The organism is Achromobacter sp. RTa, assembly GCF_000757485.1.
Taxonomy (GTDB): domain Bacteria; phylum Pseudomonadota; class Gammaproteobacteria; order Burkholderiales; family Burkholderiaceae_B; genus Achromobacter.
The window spans coordinates 83,130-102,296 of record NZ_JPYO01000019.1 but is presented as its reverse complement, the minus strand read 5'-3'; the positions used below and the strand labels follow the sequence as shown (position 1 = coordinate 102,296).

Below are 19,167 nucleotides of genomic sequence, written 5' to 3'. Positions count from 1 at the left end.
CTTGGGGGGCAGCAAACCCGCGAAGCGGGTGCGGCGTGGGGGTATTTTTTGTCGTCGGGCCGCCCCAAGACAAAAAACGCCCCCTTGGAGGGCAGCAACCCGCGAAGCGGGTGCAGCGTGGGGGTATTGTATTTCTTGTTTGTTTGGGGGTGTCTGACACCCGGGGACGCCTTGTTTGATCGGACCAGCGTTTCGTACGGGTGTCAGACACTTGGCGGTAAGCCCAGGCGTCTCGGGCATATGGCCGGTGTCTGACATCCCTACGAGACGCCGCCCCAACTGAAGCCGGTCTTGCCGGGTGTCTGACACCCTTCGCACGCAAGCATTTCGTCTAAGCCGCCAACGCCTCCCGCGCTATCAGTTCCCGCTTGCGGTCTATGCCCCAGCGGTAGCCGGCAAGCGAGCCGTCGGTGCGCACTACGCGGTGGCAGGGGATGGCCAGGGCGATATTGTTGGTGGCGCAGGCGCGGGCCACGGCCCGCACCGCCCGTGGGGAGCCGATGCGTTCCGCGATGTCGGTGTAGGTGGCGGTTGCGCCCACGGGGATCTCGCGCAACGCTTCCCAGACCCGGCGCTGGAAGGCCGTGCCGCGCACGTCCAGGGGCAGGTCCAGGCCCCGGGAAGGGTCTTCGACGAAGCCCACCACGGCCGCCACCCAGCTTTCGAACTGCGCGTCGGCGCCAATCAAGCGCGCCGCCTTGAAGCGGTCCTGCAGGTCGCGCACGAGTTGCTCCGGGTCCTCGTGCAAGGCGATCTCGCAGATGCCGGTGTCGCTGGCCGCCACCAGCAAGGCGCCCAGCGAGCATTGGGCGACCGCGAATCGGATGTCGACGCCGGCGCCGTTCCTGCGGAAGGCGGTGGGCGTCATGCCCAGGATGGCGTGCGCGGCTTCATAGAAACGTCCGCTGGAATTAAAGCCGGCGTCGTACATGGCGTCGGTGACGCTGGCGCTCTGCTCGAGCCTCTGCCGGGCGCGGTTGGCGCGCAGGGCGGTGGCATAGGCCTTGGGAGTGATGCCCGTGGCCGCCTTGAACACGCGGTGGAAATGGAAGCGGCTCATGCCGGCCTGCTCGGCCAGGGTGGCAAGGTCCGGGGGCTGCTCGGACTCCAGCGCGCGGCAGGCGCGCTCGACAGCGGCGGCGTGCTGTTTGCTCAAAGAGGCGGCGGCGTGATTCATAAGGGACTCCTGACAGTGCGCAGGCTGTGCGCTTGACTGCATCGTCTCAAGGCCTGCCGCGCGCCGCACTCCGGTTGTTGCGCGCAGGCCCGGGCGCCTGGGCAGGTCCGGCCGCTAGGAGGGGGCGTAGGCGTCCAGGAAGCGGCGCAGCAGGCTGCCCGCCACGGGGGTGGCGCGCACGTTGGCGGACAGGCCCGGCACGTCCAGGTTTTCGGCGGCGTACCGGCGCCCGTAGCGTTCCAGGTGGGCGCGGATGAAGTCGGGGCCGAATTCGGGATGGAACTGGGTGGAGAACACGTTGCGGCCGATCCGGATCATCTGGTGCCCGTCCAGGTCCGAGCGCGCCAGCACGGCCGATCCGGGCGGCGCTTGCAGCACGGTCTGCGCGTGCAGCATCTGGGCCGGGAAGGTGGGCGGCAGGCCGGCCAGCAGCCTGTCGCCCGTGGCGGGCGGCAGCAGTTCCACCGTTTGCGTGCCGACTTCGCGGCCCGCCGGGTTGTAGCCCACCTTGCCGCCCAGGGCATGCGCCAGCAGCTGGTGGCCGTAGCAGACGCCGAACATGGGCAGTTCCGCGGCGGCGGCCTCGCGCAGCCACGCGGCGGTGTCCTCGCTCCAGGGTTCCTTGTCGGTCACCATGGCGGGCGAGCCGGTGATCAGCGCGGCGCGATAGCTGGAGGGCGCGCGCGGGCGCTGGCCCGCATGCACCGCCACGATTTCCATGTCGTCGGGCGCCAGGCCGGCGGCCTGCGCGAGCTGGTCGGCATAGCCGCCGAACTGGCTTTTGAGCGTATCGTCCGGGTCGCCGGTGTGCAGGATCAGGACGGGTAGGGCGGAAGGAATTGCAGCGGTCATTGGGGGCTTTGCGTAAGAGGCGCGGGCGCCGGGTCCTGGAGGAACCCAGCCGCAATACACATCATAATCCAGCGCTATTGTCCTTGAGGCGCGGCGTCCTTACCGTTGCGTCCCGGAAATACGTACAATCCGGCACAGGGACTCATCCTTTCGGGCGAACGACAACTATGTGGATATGGCTGGGACTGGCTGCGCTGGCCCTGATCGGCGAATTGGCGACGGGAACGTTCTACTTGCTGCTGGTGGCCCTGGGGCTGGCGGCCGGAGGCGTGGCCGCATGGTTCGGCACGGGTCTCGAATGGCAGCTCGTGGCCTGCGGCGTGGTGCTGCTGCTGGGCCTGCTGGTCCTGCGCAAGACCCGCGTCCTGAAGAAGCGCGAAGTCGATTCGGCCAGCAACGCCGACGTCAACCTGGACATCGGCCAGACGGTCTCGGTCGAGGCCTGGTCCGAAAACGGCACGGCGCGCGTCTGGTATCGCGGAGCGCACTGGCAGGCCGAGCTGGCCCGGGGGCAGGCGCCGCTGGCCGGCGAACAGATCATTACCGAAATGCGCGGCTCGATCCTGGTGCTGACCCCGAAGGGCACGCCCGGCTCGGCATGAGCAGGGCCGGCCCGCCGCGGGCGAGGCCGGCGGCAGGCGCCCATGCCGTCCAGGCGGGCGCTGCGAACGTACTTACCAGAAGAAGAGGCTCCGAATGATGATAGATACTTCCACCATCGTCCTGCTTGTCGTCGTCGCGCTGGCGATACTGATCGTCATCAAGGCGATCGCCATCGTGCCCCAGCAGCACGCCTGGGTGGTCGAGCGCCTGGGCAAATTCGACCGGGTCCTGTCTCCGGGCGCGGGCTTCGTCATCCCGTTCATCGAGCGCGTTTCCTACAAGCATTCGCTCAAGGAAATCCCGCTGGACGTGCCCAGCCAGGTCTGCATCACGCGCGACAACACGCAGCTGCAAGTGGACGGCGTGCTGTACTTCCAGGTAACGGACCCGATGCGCGCCTCCTACGGCTCGTCGAACTACATATCGGCCATTACGCAGCTTGCCCAGACCACGCTGCGTTCGGTCATCGGCAAGATGGAACTCGACCGCACGTTCGAAGAGCGCGACTCCATCAACAGCAACATCGTTTCGTCGCTGGACGAGGCCGCGCTGAATTGGGGCGTGAAGGTCCTGCGCTACGAGATCAAGGACCTGACTCCGCCCAACGAGATCCTGCGTTCGATGCAGGCGCAGATCACCGCCGAACGGGAAAAGCGCGCCTTGATCGCCGCGTCGGAAGGCCGCCGCCAGGAACAGATCAATATCGCCACGGGCGAACGCGAAGCCGCGATCGCCCGCTCGGAAGGCGAGAAGCAGGCGCAGATCAACCAGGCCCAGGGCGAGGCCGCGGCCGTGCTGGCGATCGCCGAGGCCACCGCCAAGGCCATCACCCAGGTCGCCGACGCGGTGCGCCAGCCGGGCGGGATGGAGGCCGTGAACCTCAAGGTGGCCGAGCGCTATGTCGAGGCTTTCGGCAACGTGGCCAAGGAAGGCAATACGCTGATCCTGCCGGCCAACCTGTCCGACGTGGGCGGCATGATCGCCTCCGCCATGACCATCGTGAAGTCCACCCGGAACAGCTGACAACCGCGCCTGCCGGCGCCTGCAAGATGATCGCTCCCGTTAACTTGCTTTTGGTGGCAGCGCTGGCGGGAGTGCTGGCGCTGTGTGTGCTTGGGTCGCTGGCCCGCAGCGGCATGGCGGGCATCAAGGAAGCGATAAGCGCAAACCTGCTGACGCTGCTGGCGTTCGGCGCCTTCGCGTTCCAGGCCACCGGCGCGCCTCTGTTCCTGTCGGTGATCCTGGCCAATACGGCCGTCGCCCTCGCGCTGTGCGCATACTATGCGGGCCTGTGCAGGCTGGTCGGCCGTCCCGTGCCCAGGCATCTCATGGCGCTGGCCTCGGGGGCGACCCTGCTGGTGCTGGCCGCCTACACCTACATCGAGCCGCGGGTCGGGGCCCGCATGGTGGCGATGTCGGTGCTGATGACCGGCTTCATGCTGGCCGTGGCCGTCACCGTCGGGCATGGCATGCCGATGAACCGGTCGCGCTACAGCTACCATTTCGTCCGCGTGGTGGCGTTCGTGTCCGCCGTGGTGTGCGCGGCGCGCGCCGTGGTCTATCTGCTCGGCATCGCCGAACCGCAGGCGCTGCTGCTGCCCACCGCCTGGAATATCGCGTTCATGACGCTGGGCGTGCTGACCATGCCATGCCTGACCCTGGGCGCCATCATGATCATCCACGACCGGATGCTGGCGGATCGCGAACAGGAGGCGAACACGGACTTCCTGACCGGGCTGATGTCGCGCAAGGCCTGGTGGCTGCAGGCCGAGCGCTATTGCGCCCAGGCGCTGCGCACGCGGCGGCCGCTGGCGATGCTGTTGCTGGACATCGACCATTTCAAGCGCATCAACGATACCCATGGGCATGCGGCCGGAGACGCCGTGCTGCGCCATTTCGGCCTGCTGGCGACCGCCACGCTGCGCACGGGCGACCACGTGGGCCGCGTGGGCGGAGAAGAGTTCGCCGTGCTGTTCCCGGACCTGCGCAGCGATGCGGTGATGGAGGTGGCGGACCGCCTGCTGGATTCGGTGCGGCGCACGCCATGCTCGCACGGCGGCAGCACCATTTCGTATACGTTCAGCGCGGGGGTGACGGATTGGATGCCTGGAGAGAACCTGCAGGCGTTCTTCGAGCGGGCGGACCGCAAGCTCTATGCGGCGAAGGCGGCGGGGCGCAACGGGATCGCGGGGCCGGGAACCGACGTCGAGCGCCAGCCGCAGCCCGTGGCCGCGTGAATCAGCCGTCCTTGCCCTTGCGCGGCGCGCGGGTGTCGTGCTTCATCATGCGCTCTTTCTCGCGCTGCCAGTCCTTTTCCCGGGCGGTGTCGCGCTTGTCGTACAGCTTCTTGCCGCGGCCCAGCGCGAAATCCAGCTTGATGCGCCCGTTCTTGTAGTGCAGATTGAGCGGCACCAGCGTGTAGCCGCGCTGCTCGACCTTGCCGATGAGCTTGCTGATTTCCTCCGCCTTGAGCAGCAGCTTGCGCGTGCGCATGGCGTCGGGGTGGATGTGCGTGGATGCCGTGGGCAAGGGGCTGACGTGCATGCCCAGCAGGTAGAGCTCGCCATCGCGCACGATGACATAGCTTTCCTTGAGCTGCACGCGGCCATCGCGGATCGCCTTGACTTCCCAGCCTTGCAGAACAAGGCCGGCCTCGTAGCGGTCTTCGATGAAATAGTCGTGCGTGGCCTTGCGGTTGTCGATAATGCTCATAAAGCCCTTGTGCCTGGGTGCCGCGCGCTGCGGCTAGGCGTATTCTGGCCCCAGGTCGTGTTGTGCCGGTAAAATCGTGCCATTCTAGCCATTTGCGATAGTCGATGCACAAAGTACAACGATCCGTCCTGGTGCCGTACAGCGCCGCCCAGATGTTCGATCTGGTCGCCGACGTGGAGAAGTACCCCGAGTTCATGCCGTGGTGCGGCGGCACCGAGGTGCAGACCCGGGACGAGCACGGCATGCAGGCTTCCATCCTGATCAGTTTCGCGGGCATGAAGCAGCGCTTCACCACGCGCAATACCCACGCCTATCCCGACCGGATCGACCTGGAACTGGTCGACGGCCCGTTCTCCAGCCTGGTCGGGCATTGGGAATTCCAGCCGCTGGCCGAAGATGCCTGCAAAGTGCTCTTCACCATGGAATACGCGTTCTCCAACCGGGCGCTAGAGATGGTGGTGGGGCCGGTGTTCAACCGCATCGCCACCAGCTTCATAGATTCCTTCACCAAGCGCGCGCAGGCCAAGTATGGCGAATGAGCCGTCCCCGGCGCGGCAGTTGAGCGTCAGCGTCTGCTACGCCTTGCCAGGCCACGTCTGGATGCGCGAGCTGCGCCTGCCCGAGGGCGCCACCGTTGCGGATGCGCTGGCGGCCAGCGGTTTTGCCGATGCCTTCCCGGTGGTGCGGCCCTGGGAGCGCGGCGTGGGCATTTTCGGGCGCGCCACCGAGCCCCAGGCCGTGCTGGCCGACGGCGATCGCGTGGAGATCTACCGCGGCCTGACCTTCGACCCCAAGGAATCGCGCCGCCGCCGCGCGGAGCACCGCCGCGCCAAGACGGCCAGGAACGGGCGCATCCGCCCGGCCGGCCTGCTGTAGCCGGCCCGCCCCGGTGGAAACCCGGGGAAACATTGTCGCGGGTAAGACAAATCGCGCTGGCGCTTCGGGCGTAACATAAACGTGGTTACGCATTTACGTTTACGTCAACGTCATGCCAAAATCGGCATGCTGGCGTTCACGAGACGGCAGCAACGCCAACAGACAATACCGACTACAACAGGAGACAGGCTGTGGACTTGGAACTGACCGACGAACAGCGCGCGTTCGCGCAGGCCGCGCGCGACTACGCGGAGGGCGAGCTGGCTCCCCACGCCGCGCACTGGGACGCGGAGGGCATCTTCCCGCGCGAGGCCTTCGCCCGCGCGGGCGAGATGGGCTTCTGCGCCATTTACGCCAGCGAGGACATCGGCGGCCTGGGGCTGCCGCGCCTGGACGCCACCCTGGTGTTCGAGGAAATGGCGGCGGTCGATCCGTCCACCACGGCGTTCCTGACGATCCACAACATGGCCACCTGGATGGTGGGCAAATGGGGGCAGCCGGGGCTGCGCGAGGCCTGGGGGCCTATGCTGGCCAGCGGCCAGAAGCTGGCCTCGTACTGCCTGACCGAGCCGGGCGCGGGCTCCGACGCCGCCTCCCTCTCCACGCGCGCGCAGCGCGACGGCGACGACTACATCGTCAATGGCGCCAAGGCCTTCATCTCGGGCGGCGGCGACACGGACCTGCTGGTGGTCATGGCGCGCACCGGCGGCGAGGGCGCCAGCGGCATCAGCGCGTTCGCCATACCTGCGGACAGCGAGGGGATCGGCTACGGGCGCAAGGAAGAGAAAATGGGCTGGAACAGCCAGTCCACCCGTCCGATCACGTTCGAGAACGTCCGCGTGCCGGCCGCCAATATGCTGGGCCAGGAAGGCGAGGGCTTCAAAATCGCGATGAAAGGCCTGGACGGCGGCCGCATCAATATCGGCACCTGCTCGGTGGGCGCGGCGCAGGGCGCGCTGGACGCCGCCCGGCGCTACATGGACGAGCGCAGGCAGTTCAACCGGCGCCTGGCCGAATTCCAGGCTTTGCAATTCAAGCTGGCCGACATGGCCACGCATCTGGTGGCGGCTCGCCAGATGGTGCGCCTGGCGGCGTGCAAGCTGGATGCGGGCGCGCCGGACGCGGCGACCTACTGCGCGATGGCGAAGCGCTTCGCTACCGACATGGGTTTCCAGATTTGCCTGGACGCGCAGCAGATTCATGGCGGCTACGGATACCTGCGGGACTATCCCTTGGAGCGCCTGGTGCGCGATACTCGCGTTCATCAGATTCTGGAGGGAACCAACGAGATCATGCGAGTGATCATTTCCCGCCAATTGTTGGAAAAAGGAGCCGACATAAGATGAACGCACCGGTGCTGTTCGAAGAAAAAGCCGCTGCCAATGGAATGCGCTTCGGGATCGCGACGCTGAATTCGCCGCAGACCCTGAATGGCCTGTCGCTGGAGATGGTGGACTTGCTGGCCGCGCAGCTGGATACCTGGGCGAACGACCCGGGAGTGGCGCTGGTGGTCCTGCAGGGCGCGGGCGAAAAGGCGTTCTGCGCCGGCGGCGACCTGCACGGGCTTTACCGCAGCATGCAAGAGAACACGGGCAAGTCCGGCTGGAGCAACGCCTATGCGCGGCGCTTCTTCGAGCACGAATACCGGCTGGACTACCGCATCCACACCTATCCCAAGCCCGTGCTGTGCTGGGGCCACGGCATCGTCATGGGCGGCGGGATCGGCCTGATGATGGGAGCCAGCCACCGGGTGGTCAGCGAGTCTTCGCGGCTGGCGATGCCAGAGGTCACGATCGGCCTGTTCCCCGACGTCGGCGGCAGCTGGCTGCTCAACCGCATGCCGGGCCGGATCGGATTGTTCCTGGCGCTGACGGGCGCGCACATGAACACGGCCGACGCCTTCTTCGCCGGCCTGGCGGATTTCCGCCTGAATCACGCGGACTGGCCCAAGCTGCTCGCTTCGCTGCAGGAGCAGCCCTGGGCCGGCCAGGCGGCGGGCGCGTCCGAAGACGCCATTCCCCCGCGCTCGATCAACGACGGCCTGCTGCGCCGCGCGCTGGCGGCGCTCGAGCCGCAGACGCCGCTCGAGGGCGGCAACCTGCGCCAGCACTCCTTCCTGATCAACAGCCTGTGCAGCGGCAACCGGCTGGATGACATCTACGAAGAGCTGGCCGCGTTGAAAGACCACGAGGATCCCTGGCTGGCCCGCGCGGCGTCGACGATGCTGGCGGGTTCGCCGGGCTCGGTGCGCCTGTCGTTCGCGCTGCAGCAGCGCATGCGCCTGCGCTCGCTGGACGACGTGTTCCGCGCCGAATACATCGCGGCGTTGGCCTGCACGGCGCATGGCGATTTCGCGGAAGGCATCCGCGCGCTGCTCATCGACAAGGACAAGAAGCCGCGCTGGAATCCCGCGGTGATGGACATGGCCACCGACGCCTGGGTGCAGAAGTTCTTCGACGAGCCCTGGCCGGAAGGCGAGCCCCATCCGCTTGCGGACCTGGGCAAGGAAGGGCGATAGCCCGTCCGGGGCGGCGCCGGCGCCCATTACGCAGTACACGATGATTCCATACCTACAGCATTGGCAACAGGAGACAAGACATCATGAGCAGTATCGCGTTTATCGGATTGGGCAACATGGGCGCGCCTATGGCATTGAACCTGGTCAAGGCCGGCCATAGCCTGACGGTTTTCGACCTGGTGCCGGCAGCCGTGAAAGGGTTGACCGACGCCGGCGCCAAGGCCGCGGCTTCCGCTGCCGAGGCGGTCAAGGGCGCCGAGGTGGTGATTTCCATGCTTCCGGCCAGCAAGCACGTGGAGGGGCTGTACCTGGGCGAGGACCTGCTGGGCAAGATCCCGTCCTCGGCGCTGGTCATCGAATGCAGCACCATCGCTCCGGATTCGGCGCGCAAGGTGGCCCAGGCCGCCGAGGTGCGGGGCATCGCCATGATCGATGCGCCCGTTTCGGGCGGCACGGGCGGGGCGGCCGCCGGCACGCTGACGTTCATCGTCGGCGGCCAGGCCGCGGCGTTGGAGCGGGCCCGCCCGGTGCTGGAGAAAATGGGCAAGAACATCTTCCACGCCGGCCCGGCGGGCGCCGGCCAGGTGGCCAAGATCTGCAACAACATGCTGTTGGGCATCCTGATGGCCGGCACGTCCGAGGCGCTGGCTCTGGGCGTGGCCAACGGGCTGGATCCCAAGGTGCTGTCGGACATCATCGCCAAGAGCTCCGGCCGCAACTGGGCAACCGAACTCTACAACCCCTGGCCCGGCGTGATGGACCACGCGCCGGCGTCCAAGGGCTACGCGGGCGGCTTCGGCGTGGACTTGATGCTCAAGGACCTGGGCCTGGCGGCCGAGGCGGCGCTTTCGGCGCGGGCCTCGATCCCGCTGGGCGAGCTGGCGCGCAATCTCTATTCCCTGCATAGCGCGGGCGGGTCGGGCAAGCTGGATTTCTCCAGCATCGTCAACCTCGTCAAGCGTGAGCAGGACTGACATGGCGCACATCCAGGCATCGGAAGACGCGGCCTCGCGGGTCAAGAGCAGCTTTGACCGGCAAAGCATCATGGCCCTGCTGGGGGCGGGGCTGGACGTGGTGGAGCCCGGGCGGGTGGATATCGTGCTGCCGTACCGCGCCGACCTCTGCCAGCAGAACGGCTTCCTGCATGCCGGCATTTCCACGACCATCGCGGACAGCGCCGGCGGCTATGCCGCCTACACGCTGTTCGAACCGGGCGAGGACGTGCTGACGTCGGAGTTCAAGATGAATTTCCTGGCGCCCGCCAAGGGCGACCGCTACGTGGCCAGCGGCCGCGTGGTCAAGCCGGGAAAGCGCCTGTCGATCTGCCAGGTCGAAGTGCATGCGTACGAGGGCGAGCAGGCCACCCTTTGCGTGATAGGCTTGCTTACCGCGGTGCGCGTGACGCCGCGCTGAACCCCGCCGCGCGGCGGGGCCTGCCCACCGGGGCAGTCCTGCCGCGCGGTTCGTCGCGCGTAGCATGGGTAGCTGGCAATGCCTCCTAGAGAACATCATCGGATTTTCCGCAGCAATTGGCTGCGTGCGGCCGTGCTCGGCGCAAACGACGGCATCGTGTCTACCGCCAGCCTCATCACCGGCGTCGCGGCCGCGCAGGCCACCCATGGCGCCATCCTCACCTCGGGGCTGGCGGGGCTGGTGGCCGGGGCGCTGTCGATGGCGGCCGGGGAATATGTATCGGTGCGCTCCCAGGCCGATACCGAGGCGGCGGACCTGCGGCTGGAGCAACGGTCGCTGAAGCGCAACTCCACCGAGGAGCTTGCCGAGCTGATCGATATCTACGTGGCGCGCGGCCTCACCCGGGACCTGGCGACCCAGGTGGCGAGCCAGTTGACCAGCCACGATGCGCTCGATGCGCATGCCCGCGACGAATTGGGCATTTCCATACACAATCGCGCGCGACCGGTGCAGGCTGCGGTGGCGTCGGCTGCGTCGTTCGCCGGCGGCGCGGCCTTGCCCTTGCTGGTGGCCGCGCTGGCGCCCGTGCCGCAGCTGATCGGCTGGGTCATCGGAGCGTCGGTGGTCTGCCTGGCGGGGCTGGGAGCCCTGGCCGCCGGGGCTGGAGGCGCGCCGAAGGGGCCGGCCGCGTTGCGCGTGACGATCCTGGGCGCCTTGGCGATGGCGGCGACCACCGCCGTGGGCGCGCTGTTCGGCGTGGCCGTCTAGGATTCCCCGGCCGGGCTCCGCGCGGATGCGTCGAGGCCGGCGGGGCGGCTCAGGGCGTGATGGAATAGGGCAGCGGGGCGGCGGAAATGCGCGGGCCGTCCGCGGCGCCCAGCCGCAGATCGCCTTCCGGCAGCGCGGCCAAAGCGGTTTCGAACAGCACCGACACCACGCCTTGTTCGCTGGCGGCGTCCACGATGCGGCCGGTGGGTTCGCCGGGCTGGGTGGCATCGTATACGTCCACGCCGGCCAGGGCCGCGCCTGGCGTGGCTGCGTCGGCGATGGTGCCGTACGCCATGCGCCGCTTGACCGTGCCGCGGTAGTGGCTGCGCGCCACGACTTCCTGGCCGGGATAACAGCCCTTGGTGAAGCTGACGCCCTCGATCAGGTCCAGGTTGACCGTTTGAGGGATGAAGGTGTCCTGGGTGGCCGTGGTGATCCACGGAATGCCCGCGGCGAGATCGGCGGCATGCCATTGGGCGGCGGACGCCAGCCCGAGCGCGCCGGCCAGCGGGGCCGCGTTTTCCAGCTGCGCGTCAGAGGCGATCCACCACCAGCGCAGGCGCGCATCGGCGGACGGCGCGGCGATCCAGGTGCCCGACGGCAGGTCGGCGCGTTGCCACGGCGTGCGGGGCAGGGGGCCGGCCGCCGCTTCCAGCGCAGCGGCCTGCTCCGCAGTGGCCAGCACGCCGGCCACGTGCAGCGGCGTGGCCGCCAGCTTGGCCTTGGCGCGCAGCACGAACATCGACAGGCGCTTGATCAGGGCCTGGGCGAGGTCCTGGCGGACCAGGCCGTAGAGGCGGGGGGCGTCGTCCGCATCCGCGGGCGCCGCGCGCCACATCACAAGGGTTGCCAGCAGGCGGCCCTTGGCGGTGCAGTAGCCGGCCAGCCGGGCGGAGTGCGAGGGCAGGCCCGTGACGTCCTGCGTCAACTGGCCGTGCAGGAAGGTCAGGGCGTCCGCGCCGGAAGCGGCGAAAACCAGGAAATCATCCAGCGGCGCGCATTGCGCGCAACCTTCGGCGCGCGCGGGAATCGAAGAATGGAAAGCGTGCATGGCGGCGGTGTTATCGCGTCATCAAAGTGCAAATGATAGCCGCGTTCCCCGGCGCGCAGGGCCAAGCCCCCGTCGGGCAAAGGGGCGGGCTGCGCGCTCCGGCCCCTCTTTTGGCGCGACAGGCTCGCGCGATCAATTAAACTTCCACAACTTATGAAGAAGCGACTCAGTTTTTACGTCTTGTGGTTTGTCCTGCTCATCGTGCTGGCTGCCGCCGCCGCCGTGGGCGCCGCCTGGCACTGGATGCACAGGCCCATGCAATTGTCGGCCGACAAGATCGATTTCGTGGTGGAGCCGGGCAGCAGTCCGCGCACGGTCGCGCGCGCGCTGAACGAGGCCGGCGTGCCGGTGTGGGAGCCAGGTTTCGTGTGGATGGCGCGGCTGTCCGAGCTGGACAAGCAGATGAAGGCTGGCGGCTACCAGGCGATCAACGGCGATACGCCGTGGCGCCTGCTGGAGCGGCTGGCCCGCGGCGACATGACGCAGCGGCAGATTACCTTCCTGGAGGGCTGGACCTACCGGCAGATCCGCCAGGCGCTGCGCGCCAACCCCGACGTCAAGCAGACGCTGGGCGACGTCACCGACGAGGAGCTCATGGAACGCCTGGGCTCCAGCATCAAGCATCCCGAGGGGCTGTTCTTCCCCGATACGTATATCTTCACGCCGGGCAGCACCGATTTCGACCTGCTGCGTCGCGCGTACCAGGAAGGCCAGCGCATCCTGGACGACACTTGGGCCAAGCGCCAGCCGGACCTGCCCGTGAGCACGCCCTACGAAGCGCTGGTGCTGGCCTCCATCATTGAAAAGGAAACGGGCCACGGCCCCGACCGCCGCCGCGTGTCCGGCGTCTTCACCAACCGCCTGAAGGTCGGCATGCTGCTGCAGACGGATCCGACGGTGATCTACGGCATGGGCGAGGCCTACCAGGGGCGGATCCGCAAGCGCGACCTGCAGACGGATACTCCCTGGAACACCTATACGCGGCCGGGCCTGCCGCCCACGCCCATCGCGGCGGCCGGCAGGGCGGCGTTGCTGGCGGCCGTGCAGCCGGAGCAGCACAAGTTCCTCTTTTTCGTTTCCCGCGGCAACGGCACCAGCGAATTCTCGGTCAGCCTGTCCGAGCACAATCGCAACGTATCCCGCTACATCCTCGGGCAGGGGCAGAATCCGGGCGCGGCGCAGGGCCGCAGCCCCGCGCCCGCCCCGGCTCCCGTCGCGCCTCCGTCGCCGGCGCCGGCCGACGAGCAGGACCCGTCGTCAGTACAAGCACAAGGACAAGACCAATGACCTCGCGTGGACGCTTCATTACGCTGGAGGGCGTGGACGGCGCGGGCAAGAGCACGCACACCGTCTGGATCACCGACTTCCTGCGCGCGCAGGGCCTGGACGTGGTGTCCACCCGCGAGCCCGGCGGCACGCCGCTGGGCGAAAAGCTACGCGCCTTGCTGTTGACCGACCCAATGGGGCTGGATACCGAAACCTTGCTGATGTTCGCCGCCCGCTGCGAACACCTCCGCCAAGTGATCGAACCTGCGCTGGCGCACGGAGCCTGGGTCGTGTGCGACCGCTACACGGACGCTTCCTATGCATACCAGGGCGGCGGCCGCGGGCTGGGCGCGGAGCGCGTCGCCGTGCTGGAAGACTGGATGCAGGCGGGGCAGCCCGACCGCACCTGGCTCTTCGACGTGCCGCTCGAAGTGGCCAGGGCGCGGCTGGCCGACGCGCGCGAGCCCGACCGCTTCGAGCGCGAGGGCGCGGCCTTCTTCGAGCGCACCCGAGCGGCCTATCATGCGCGGGCGGCCGCCAATCCGGACCGGATCCGCATCGTCGATTCCACGCGCTCCATCGCCGAGGTGCGCGCCGGGCTCGAGGCGGGGTTGCGCGAACTGCTGGGGCAGGGCGCATGAACGCGGCCCGTTCATCCGAGAGCGCGCAGCCGGCCGCGTCCGGCGCGCCGCAATTCCTTCCGTGGCAGATGGAGACGGCGCGCGCCTGGCTTGGCAATCGCGACCGTTTCGCCCACGCCTGGCTGGTGCATGGGCTGGCCGGCATCGGCAAGCTGGATTTCGCGGTCGCCGCGGCGGCAAGCCTGCTGTGCGAAACGCCGGAGAACGGCCTGGCCTGCGGGCACTGCGCCGCGTGCGCCTGGTTCGCCAGCGGCAACCATCCCGACCTGCGCCGCATCCGGCCCGAAGCCGTGGCGCTGGAAGAGGGGGCGGACGCCGCCGAGTCCGCCGAAGATGCCGAGCCCGCCGCCGGCGCGGCCAAGCGCGCGCCGTCCAAGGAAATCCGCATCGACCAGATCCGCTCGTTGGAATCCTGGTTCAACACCGCCACGCACCGCGGCGGCTGGCGCGTGGCGCTGCTGTATCCAGCCCATGCCTTGAACGTGGTGTCGTCCAACGCCTTGCTCAAGGTGCTGGAAGAGCCGCCTCCGCACACGGTCTTCCTGCTGGTGGCCGATGCGCCGGACCGCCTGTTGCCGACACTGGTGTCGCGCTGCCGCCGGCTGCCGCTGCCGGCGCCGGATCCGGACACCGCGCTGCAGTGGCTGCGCGAGCAGAACGTCGAGCCGGCGCGCGAATGGCTCGCGGCGGCGGGCGGGGCTCCGCTGGCGGCGCTGCGCCTGGCGCAGTCGGGCGAAGCCGCGTGCCCGTCCTGGCTGTCGCAACTGGTGGGCCCGCTCGCAAATGGGCAGGCGCCCGACGTGGGCACCCTGGCCGAGGCCCTGGAAAAGGTCGCCGCCAGCGAATGGATCGATGCCCTGCAGCGGCTGTACACCGATCTGATGCTGGCCGGCGCGGGGGCTCCCGCACGCTATTTCCCGTCCCTGGCCGGCAGCGTCGCGCAAGTCGCCGCGCGCATGAACGCGGCGCGGGTGGCCGAGTCCGCGCGCTGGCTCACCAAGCAGCGCGCGCTGGCCACGCACCCCCTGAACGCGAAGCTGTTCGCCCACGCTGCCCTGCAACGCGTGGTGCTATCCTGCCAAGCGTAAGCCCTTGATCCGACGGCGCTTTACCCCTAAGCGGGCAGGGCGCAGCGGCACTTTCATCCAGATTCAATATGTACGTCGATTCCCACTGCCATTTGAACTTCCCGGAGCTTGCCTCCGATCTGCCGGCGATCCTCGACCGGATGGCCGCCAACCGGGTAACGCACGCGCTGGTCGTCAGCGTCAATATGCCGGAATGGCCGTCTCTGATGTCGCTCGTCGAGCCGCAGGCGAACCTGTGGGCCTCGGTGGGCGTGCATCCCGACTACGAAGACACGCCCGACCCCACGGCGGAAGAGCTGACGCGCCTGTCAGCGCATCCGAAGGTCGTGGCCATCGGCGAGACCGGGTTGGATTATTACCGCCTGTCGGAGCCGCTGGATTGGCAGCGCGAGCGCTTCCGCCGCCATATCGGCGTCGCCCGCGACACGGGCCTGCCGCTGATCGTGCATACGCGCGCGTCCGCGGAGGACACGGTACGCATGCTGCGCGAAGAGAAGGCGGCCGAGGTCGGTGGCGTGATGCACTGTTTCACCGAGACCTGGGAAGTGGCGCAGGCGGCGCTGGATCAGAACTTCTATATTTCGCTGTCGGGGATCGTCACGTTCAAGAACGCGCAGGTGGTGCACGAAGTGGCCGCGAAGGTGCCGCTGGACCGGCTGTTGATCGAAACCGATTCGCCGTACCTGGCGCCCGTGCCATACCGTGGCAAGCTGAACGATCCCTCCAAAGTGATACACGTGGCCGAGAAGATCGCGGACCTCCGCGGCATTCCCGTAGCAGAAGTGGCGCGCGCATCAACCGATAATTTCTTCCGTCTTTTCAACAAGATAAAGAAATAATCTAAAGTCATTTATTTAAAGTAAATTCTAGGATATTCATGGCTATCAGTCTCGCTATCGCCCGCAGGGCCGTGTTGTCGTGCTGCCGCGGCGCGCTTCTGGCCGTGGCCGTCGGGTTGGCCGCGCCTGTGGCGCAGGCGGCCAACCCCGCCGATTGGTGGGTTTATGTCGCCAACGACTATCCGGACGACATTCGGGATTTGCTCAAGCAGGGGGCGGATCCCAATGTGCGCTACAAGAACGGCCAGCCGGCGCTGATGCGCGCGGTGGCCGACGGCGCCTGGAAAGTGTTCGACGTGATCGCGGCCGACAAGCGCACGGACGTGAACGCGGAGAACCCCGCCGGCGAGACCCCGCTGATGTACCTGGCGATCGCGGGCCAGACGGAAAGGGCGAAAAAGTTGATTGCGCGCGGCGCGCAGGTCAATCGGCTGGGTTGGACGCCGCTGCACTACGCCGCATCCAAGGGGCAGGTGGAGATGGCGCGCCTGCTGCTGGCGCAGCACGCCATGCCCAACGCGCCCGCGCCCCACGGCGAAACGCCCCTGATGATGGCGGCGCTGTCGGGCCGCAAGCCCATGGTGGACCTGTTGCTGAAGGCCGGCGCGGACGTGGGCACGCGTGACACCAAGGGCCAGACCGCGGCGGATTGGGCGCGCACCGGCAAGTCGACGGCATTGGCGGCCCAACTGGACAAGCTGATCGCCCAGCAGGAGGAAGCGCACCGCAAGCGCCGCGCGGCGGTTCCGGCCGATACGGGCGCGGCGCCCGCGACGCCCGCGGCCGTTCCTGCCCCGGCCCCGGCTGCGGCGGAGGTCCAGGCACCCGCAGCCCCGGCTCCGTCTTCCTCCGTGAAGGGCGTGTCCGGCCTGAAGCTGAACAATTACGACGAGCCGGCCGCGCCTTGAGCGCGCAAGGCGTGGCGGCCCTCCTTAGGGCCCCGCGCCTCCTGCCGGCCTCTTTCCCAGCGCCTTCGGGCGCTTTTTTCATGCCTGCTTTTCGGGGTTTTCCCTGGTTATTCTCAGTATTCGGGAATAAAAACCTCAGATAACACCACAAATTGATAATCTGCGCTCCGTTAGCATGGAGCCAAATGTTGAAAGCGGATCAATCAGTCGGAGCCGGCGCGGACCGCGTGCTGTATGTGCTGGCCACCCTGGCCCGGCATGACGGCCCGCTTAGCATCGCCGCGCTGGCTGAAGAGACCGGCTTGGCGCAAAGCACCTTGTACCGTCAGGTGGCCTTGCTCAAGCGCTGGGGCTTCGTCGCCGAGCACGACGGCGAGTACGGCCCGGGCCCGCTCTGCGTGCAACTGGCCTGGGGATTCGACCAATCTTCATTCCTGATCCACGAAGCCCAGCCCGACATGGCGGCGCTCGCCATGGCCTCGGGTGAAACCATCGGCCTGCTGGTCGCGGTCAAGGACCAGGCCGTGTGCCTGGATATGGTCGAAAGCCAGCATCCGCTGCGCTGCTCCTTCACCAAGGGCCGCGGCCTGCCGCTGGCGCGCGGAGCCTCCGCCAAATCGCTGCTCGCCTTCATGCCTGTGGCCCGGTTGCAGGCCGCGCTGGCCTATCTCGCCTCCGAGGCCGGGGTGGACGCGGCCAGGCTGGCCAAGGAACTGGAGACCATCCGCGAGCAAGGCTATGCCGTGACCGACAGCGAGGTCGATGCCGGCGTCTGGGGCGTCAGCGTGCCGATCTTCCAGCGCGCCAATCAGGCCGTTGCGTCGATCACCTTGATGGCTCCTTCCACGCGGGCCGCCCAGCGGCCCGATGCTTTGATCGAGATGACCGTGGCGGCCGCGCGGCGCATCTCGTCGAAACTGCAGGTTCATTGATTCCGCAGCCCCGTCGTTCACGTTTTTCCTGAAGTCCACGCATCCGCACCCATCCGATCGCCGTTACCCATTTTCCATAGGACCCACCATGACCACTCGCCGCACACTGCTGACCGCCGCCCTGACGCTGGGCCTGGCCTGGAGCGCCGGTTCCGCGCACGCGCAGGAAACCATCCGCGCCGTCACCGACGCCACCTTCCCGCCGATGGAATTCGTCAAGGACGGCAAGCGCACCGGCTTCGACATCGAGCTGGTCGAGGCCCTTGCCGGCGCGATGGGCAAGAAGGTCGAATGGATCGATATCGACTTCAAGGGCCTGATTCCGGCTCTGCAGGCCGGCCGCGCCGACATCGCGGTGTCCGCCATCTACATCACGCCCGAGCGCGCCAAGGTGGTGGACTTCACGGATCCCTACTACGCGGGCGGCCTGGTCGTCATGACGAAGAAGGATGGCCCGGTCAAGACGCTGAAGGACCTGGACGGCCGCAAGGTGTCGGTGCAGGTCGGCACGAAGTCGGTCAACTACCTGAAGGAGCACTACCCGTCGGTGCAGCGCGTGGAAGTCGAGAAGAACCAGGAGATGTTCAACCTGGTGCAGATCGGCCGCGCCGAAGCCGCCGTGACGGGCAAGCCCGCGGCCAAGCTGTTCGCGCAAAGCACTCAGGACCTGACCGTGCTGGGAGAGCAGATCACCACCGAGGACTATGGCATCGCCGTGCCCAAGAACAAGCCGGAGCTGACGCGTGAGCTGAACGCCGCGCTCCAGAAGCTGAAGGTCGACGGCAGCTACCAGGCCATCGTGAACAAGTGGTTCGAGGCGCCCGCGAAATGAACCTGGATTTCTCCCCCGTCTTTGCCGACTTCGGCGCGCTGATGGACGGCGCGGCGGTTACCGTGGAGGTGACCGCCGGGGCCTTGTTGCTTGCCTGCTTTATCGGCCTGCTCGTGGGCGTGGGCCGCCTCGATCCGCGGCGCTACGTGATCTACAACCTGTGCAGCCTTTACCTGCTGCTGTTCCGCGGCACGCCCCTGCTGGTGCAGCTCTTCATCTGGTTCTTTGGCCTGCCGCATTTCGGCGTGACGCTGCCTGCGTTCGCCTGCGGCGTGCTGGGTCTGGGCATGTACTCGGGCGCCTACGTGTCGGAAATCGTGCGGGGAGCAATCCAGTCGGTGGACCGCGGCCAGACGGAGGCGGCCCGCTCGTTGGGCATGTCCTCCGGCCAAGCCATGCGCATCATCGTGCTGCCGCAGGCCATCGTGCGCATGATCCCGCCCTTGGGCAACGAGTTCATCGCGCTGATCAAGAATTCGGCCCTGGTGTCGCTCTTGACCATCCATGACCTGATGCACGAAGGGCAGAAAATCATCAGCGTGTCGTATCGCTCGCTGGAAACGTATCTGGTGGTGGCGCTGATCTATCTGGTCCTGACCACGGTCACGATGCTGGTGTTGCGCAAGGTGGAACATCGCCTGCGCGCGGGAGGGATGGTGCAATGAACGCCTCGACGAACCGGGCCGCGGGC

The 19,167-nt window shown here is 67.6% G+C and carries 22 protein-coding genes; 18 read left to right on the top strand and 4 right to left on the bottom strand.

Annotation, left to right across the window (positions count from 1 at the left end; genetic code table 11):
- Positions 1-331 precede the first annotated feature (331 nt).
- Both JL37_RS06700 and JL37_RS06695 read right to left on the bottom strand, forming a co-directional pair.
- Positions 332-1,177 carry a bifunctional transcriptional activator/DNA repair enzyme AdaA gene (locus JL37_RS06700; protein WP_052096910.1) on the bottom strand — a complete coding sequence of 282 codons (846 nt, stop codon included), beginning with the start codon at positions 1,175-1,177 and terminating at the stop codon, positions 332-334.
- Positions 1,178-1,291: 114 nt separating this feature from the next.
- Positions 1,292-2,029 (bottom strand): glutamine amidotransferase, encoded by a 738-nt coding sequence (locus JL37_RS06695; protein WP_043542828.1) that lies wholly within the window; start codon positions 2,027-2,029, stop codon positions 1,292-1,294.
- Between the two features lie 167 nt (positions 2,030-2,196).
- Here JL37_RS06695 and JL37_RS06690 point away from each other — a divergent pair, with 167 nt between their 5' ends.
- From JL37_RS06690 to JL37_RS06680, 3 genes are all read left to right on the top strand, one after another.
- Positions 2,197-2,631, top strand: a complete 435-nt coding sequence (locus JL37_RS06690; RefSeq protein ID WP_043542826.1) for an NfeD family protein — start codon at positions 2,197-2,199, stop codon at positions 2,629-2,631.
- A 97-nt stretch (positions 2,632-2,728) separates the two neighbouring features.
- On the top strand, positions 2,729-3,655 hold the full coding sequence (locus JL37_RS06685) for an SPFH domain-containing protein (RefSeq protein WP_043542871.1): 927 nt from the start codon (positions 2,729-2,731) through the stop codon (positions 3,653-3,655).
- A 26-nt stretch (positions 3,656-3,681) separates the two neighbouring features.
- The gene (locus tag JL37_RS06680) at positions 3,682-4,869 is read left to right on the top strand and encodes a GGDEF domain-containing protein (RefSeq protein WP_043542825.1); all 1,188 of its coding nucleotides are present in this window, start codon (positions 3,682-3,684) and stop codon (positions 4,867-4,869) included.
- Between the two features lies 1 nt (position 4,870).
- On the opposite strand, the gene smpB is transcribed toward JL37_RS06680, so the two are convergent.
- Entirely contained in the window at positions 4,871-5,344 is a 474-nt protein-coding gene (gene smpB / locus JL37_RS06675; RefSeq protein WP_043542823.1) for an SsrA-binding protein SmpB, read from the bottom strand.
- A 104-nt stretch (positions 5,345-5,448) separates the two neighbouring features.
- Between smpB and JL37_RS06670 the strand changes: the two genes are divergently transcribed.
- From JL37_RS06670 to JL37_RS06640, 7 genes are all read left to right on the top strand, one after another.
- Entirely contained in the window at positions 5,449-5,883 is a 435-nt protein-coding gene (locus tag JL37_RS06670; RefSeq protein WP_043542822.1) for a type II toxin-antitoxin system RatA family toxin, read from the top strand.
- Positions 5,873-6,220 carry an RnfH family protein gene (locus JL37_RS06665; protein ID WP_043542820.1) on the top strand — a complete coding sequence of 116 codons (348 nt, stop codon included), beginning with the start codon at positions 5,873-5,875 and terminating at the stop codon, positions 6,218-6,220. The genes JL37_RS06670 and JL37_RS06665 overlap by 11 nt, the downstream gene beginning before the upstream one ends.
- Positions 6,221-6,411: 191 nt before the next feature.
- The gene (locus tag JL37_RS06660) at positions 6,412-7,566 is read left to right on the top strand and encodes an acyl-CoA dehydrogenase family protein (RefSeq protein ID WP_043542819.1); all 1,155 of its coding nucleotides are present in this window, start codon (positions 6,412-6,414) and stop codon (positions 7,564-7,566) included.
- Complete coding sequence (locus JL37_RS06655; protein WP_043542817.1) at positions 7,563-8,738, top strand: enoyl-CoA hydratase/isomerase family protein; 1,176 nt, start codon at positions 7,563-7,565, stop codon at positions 8,736-8,738. Before JL37_RS06660 ends, JL37_RS06655 begins: the two co-directional genes overlap by 4 nt.
- An 83-nt stretch (positions 8,739-8,821) precedes the next feature.
- Positions 8,822-9,712 (top strand): 3-hydroxyisobutyrate dehydrogenase, encoded by an 891-nt coding sequence (gene mmsB, locus JL37_RS06650; protein WP_043542815.1) that lies wholly within the window; start codon positions 8,822-8,824, stop codon positions 9,710-9,712.
- A gap of 1 nt (position 9,713) precedes the next feature.
- Positions 9,714-10,151 carry a PaaI family thioesterase gene (locus tag JL37_RS06645; RefSeq protein WP_043542814.1) on the top strand — a complete coding sequence of 146 codons (438 nt, stop codon included), beginning with the start codon at positions 9,714-9,716 and terminating at the stop codon, positions 10,149-10,151.
- 78 nt (positions 10,152-10,229) lie between these two features.
- Positions 10,230-10,919 (top strand): VIT family protein, encoded by a 690-nt coding sequence (locus tag JL37_RS06640; protein ID WP_043542813.1) that lies wholly within the window; start codon positions 10,230-10,232, stop codon positions 10,917-10,919.
- A gap of 49 nt (positions 10,920-10,968) precedes the next feature.
- On the opposite strand, the gene JL37_RS06635 is transcribed toward JL37_RS06640, so the two are convergent.
- On the bottom strand, positions 10,969-11,970 hold the full coding sequence (locus JL37_RS06635) for a folate-binding protein YgfZ (protein WP_043542811.1): 1,002 nt from the start codon (positions 11,968-11,970) through the stop codon (positions 10,969-10,971).
- Between the two features lie 153 nt (positions 11,971-12,123).
- Between JL37_RS06635 and mltG the strand changes: the two genes are divergently transcribed.
- The 8 genes from mltG to JL37_RS06595 all read left to right on the top strand — a co-directional run bounded on the left by mltG (position 12,124) and on the right by JL37_RS06595 (position 19,141).
- Positions 12,124-13,257 (top strand): endolytic transglycosylase MltG, encoded by a 1,134-nt coding sequence (gene mltG, locus JL37_RS06630; protein ID WP_043542809.1) that lies wholly within the window; start codon positions 12,124-12,126, stop codon positions 13,255-13,257.
- Positions 13,254-13,877, top strand: coding sequence for a dTMP kinase (tmk, locus tag JL37_RS06625; protein WP_043542808.1), 624 nt, complete (start codon positions 13,254-13,256; stop codon positions 13,875-13,877). Before mltG ends, tmk begins: the two co-directional genes overlap by 4 nt.
- Complete coding sequence (gene holB, locus JL37_RS06620; RefSeq protein WP_052096907.1) at positions 13,874-14,965, top strand: DNA polymerase III subunit delta'; 1,092 nt, start codon at positions 13,874-13,876, stop codon at positions 14,963-14,965. The genes tmk and holB overlap by 4 nt, the downstream gene beginning before the upstream one ends.
- A gap of 68 nt (positions 14,966-15,033) precedes the next feature.
- Positions 15,034-15,804 (top strand): TatD family hydrolase, encoded by a 771-nt coding sequence (locus JL37_RS06615; protein WP_043542806.1) that lies wholly within the window; start codon positions 15,034-15,036, stop codon positions 15,802-15,804.
- Positions 15,805-15,842: 38 nt separating this feature from the next.
- A complete protein-coding gene (locus tag JL37_RS06610; RefSeq protein ID WP_052096905.1) occupies positions 15,843-16,712 on the top strand; it encodes an ankyrin repeat domain-containing protein in 870 nt (289 codons plus the stop codon).
- Between the two features lie 185 nt (positions 16,713-16,897).
- Positions 16,898-17,644, top strand: coding sequence for an IclR family transcriptional regulator (locus JL37_RS06605; protein WP_043542805.1), 747 nt, complete (start codon positions 16,898-16,900; stop codon positions 17,642-17,644).
- 88 nt (positions 17,645-17,732) lie between these two features.
- On the top strand, positions 17,733-18,476 hold the full coding sequence (locus JL37_RS06600) for a transporter substrate-binding domain-containing protein (protein WP_043542804.1): 744 nt from the start codon (positions 17,733-17,735) through the stop codon (positions 18,474-18,476).
- The gene (locus tag JL37_RS06595) at positions 18,473-19,141 is read left to right on the top strand and encodes an amino acid ABC transporter permease (protein WP_043542802.1); all 669 of its coding nucleotides are present in this window, start codon (positions 18,473-18,475) and stop codon (positions 19,139-19,141) included. Before JL37_RS06600 ends, JL37_RS06595 begins: the two co-directional genes overlap by 4 nt.
- Positions 19,142-19,167 lie beyond the last annotated feature (26 nt).

Bases quoted from the DNA above. Each gene is read 5' to 3' on its own strand.
- JL37_RS06595 (WP_043542802.1), top strand. From the start codon at position 18,473: ATGAACCTGGATTTCTCCCCCGTCTTTGCCGACTTCGGCGCGCTGATG.
- JL37_RS06645 (WP_043542814.1), top strand. From the start codon at position 9,714: ATGGCGCACATCCAGGCATCGGAAGACGCGGCCTCGCGGGTCAAGAGC.
- JL37_RS06695 (WP_043542828.1), bottom strand. From the start codon at position 2,029: ATGACCGCTGCAATTCCTTCCGCCCTACCCGTCCTGATCCTGCACACC.
- JL37_RS06640 (WP_043542813.1), top strand. From the start codon at position 10,230: ATGCCTCCTAGAGAACATCATCGGATTTTCCGCAGCAATTGGCTGCGT.
- JL37_RS06655 (WP_043542817.1), top strand. From the start codon at position 7,563: ATGAACGCACCGGTGCTGTTCGAAGAAAAAGCCGCTGCCAATGGAATG.
- JL37_RS06605 (WP_043542805.1), top strand. From the start codon at position 16,898: ATGTTGAAAGCGGATCAATCAGTCGGAGCCGGCGCGGACCGCGTGCTG.
- holB (WP_052096907.1), top strand. From the start codon at position 13,874: ATGAACGCGGCCCGTTCATCCGAGAGCGCGCAGCCGGCCGCGTCCGGC.
- JL37_RS06600 (WP_043542804.1), top strand. From the start codon at position 17,733: ATGACCACTCGCCGCACACTGCTGACCGCCGCCCTGACGCTGGGCCTG.
- JL37_RS06665 (WP_043542820.1), top strand. From the start codon at position 5,873: ATGGCGAATGAGCCGTCCCCGGCGCGGCAGTTGAGCGTCAGCGTCTGC.
- JL37_RS06635 (WP_043542811.1), bottom strand. From the start codon at position 11,970: ATGCACGCTTTCCATTCTTCGATTCCCGCGCGCGCCGAAGGTTGCGCG.
- JL37_RS06615 (WP_043542806.1), top strand. From the start codon at position 15,034: ATGTACGTCGATTCCCACTGCCATTTGAACTTCCCGGAGCTTGCCTCC.
- smpB (WP_043542823.1), bottom strand. From the start codon at position 5,344: ATGAGCATTATCGACAACCGCAAGGCCACGCACGACTATTTCATCGAA.
- tmk (WP_043542808.1), top strand. From the start codon at position 13,254: ATGACCTCGCGTGGACGCTTCATTACGCTGGAGGGCGTGGACGGCGCG.
- JL37_RS06680 (WP_043542825.1), top strand. From the start codon at position 3,682: ATGATCGCTCCCGTTAACTTGCTTTTGGTGGCAGCGCTGGCGGGAGTG.
- JL37_RS06690 (WP_043542826.1), top strand. From the start codon at position 2,197: ATGTGGATATGGCTGGGACTGGCTGCGCTGGCCCTGATCGGCGAATTG.
- mmsB (WP_043542815.1), top strand. From the start codon at position 8,822: ATGAGCAGTATCGCGTTTATCGGATTGGGCAACATGGGCGCGCCTATG.
- JL37_RS06685 (WP_043542871.1), top strand. From the start codon at position 2,729: ATGATAGATACTTCCACCATCGTCCTGCTTGTCGTCGTCGCGCTGGCG.
- JL37_RS06700 (WP_052096910.1), bottom strand. From the start codon at position 1,177: ATGAATCACGCCGCCGCCTCTTTGAGCAAACAGCACGCCGCCGCTGTC.
- JL37_RS06670 (WP_043542822.1), top strand. From the start codon at position 5,449: ATGCACAAAGTACAACGATCCGTCCTGGTGCCGTACAGCGCCGCCCAG.
- JL37_RS06610 (WP_052096905.1), top strand. From the start codon at position 15,843: ATGGCTATCAGTCTCGCTATCGCCCGCAGGGCCGTGTTGTCGTGCTGC.
- mltG (WP_043542809.1), top strand. From the start codon at position 12,124: ATGAAGAAGCGACTCAGTTTTTACGTCTTGTGGTTTGTCCTGCTCATC.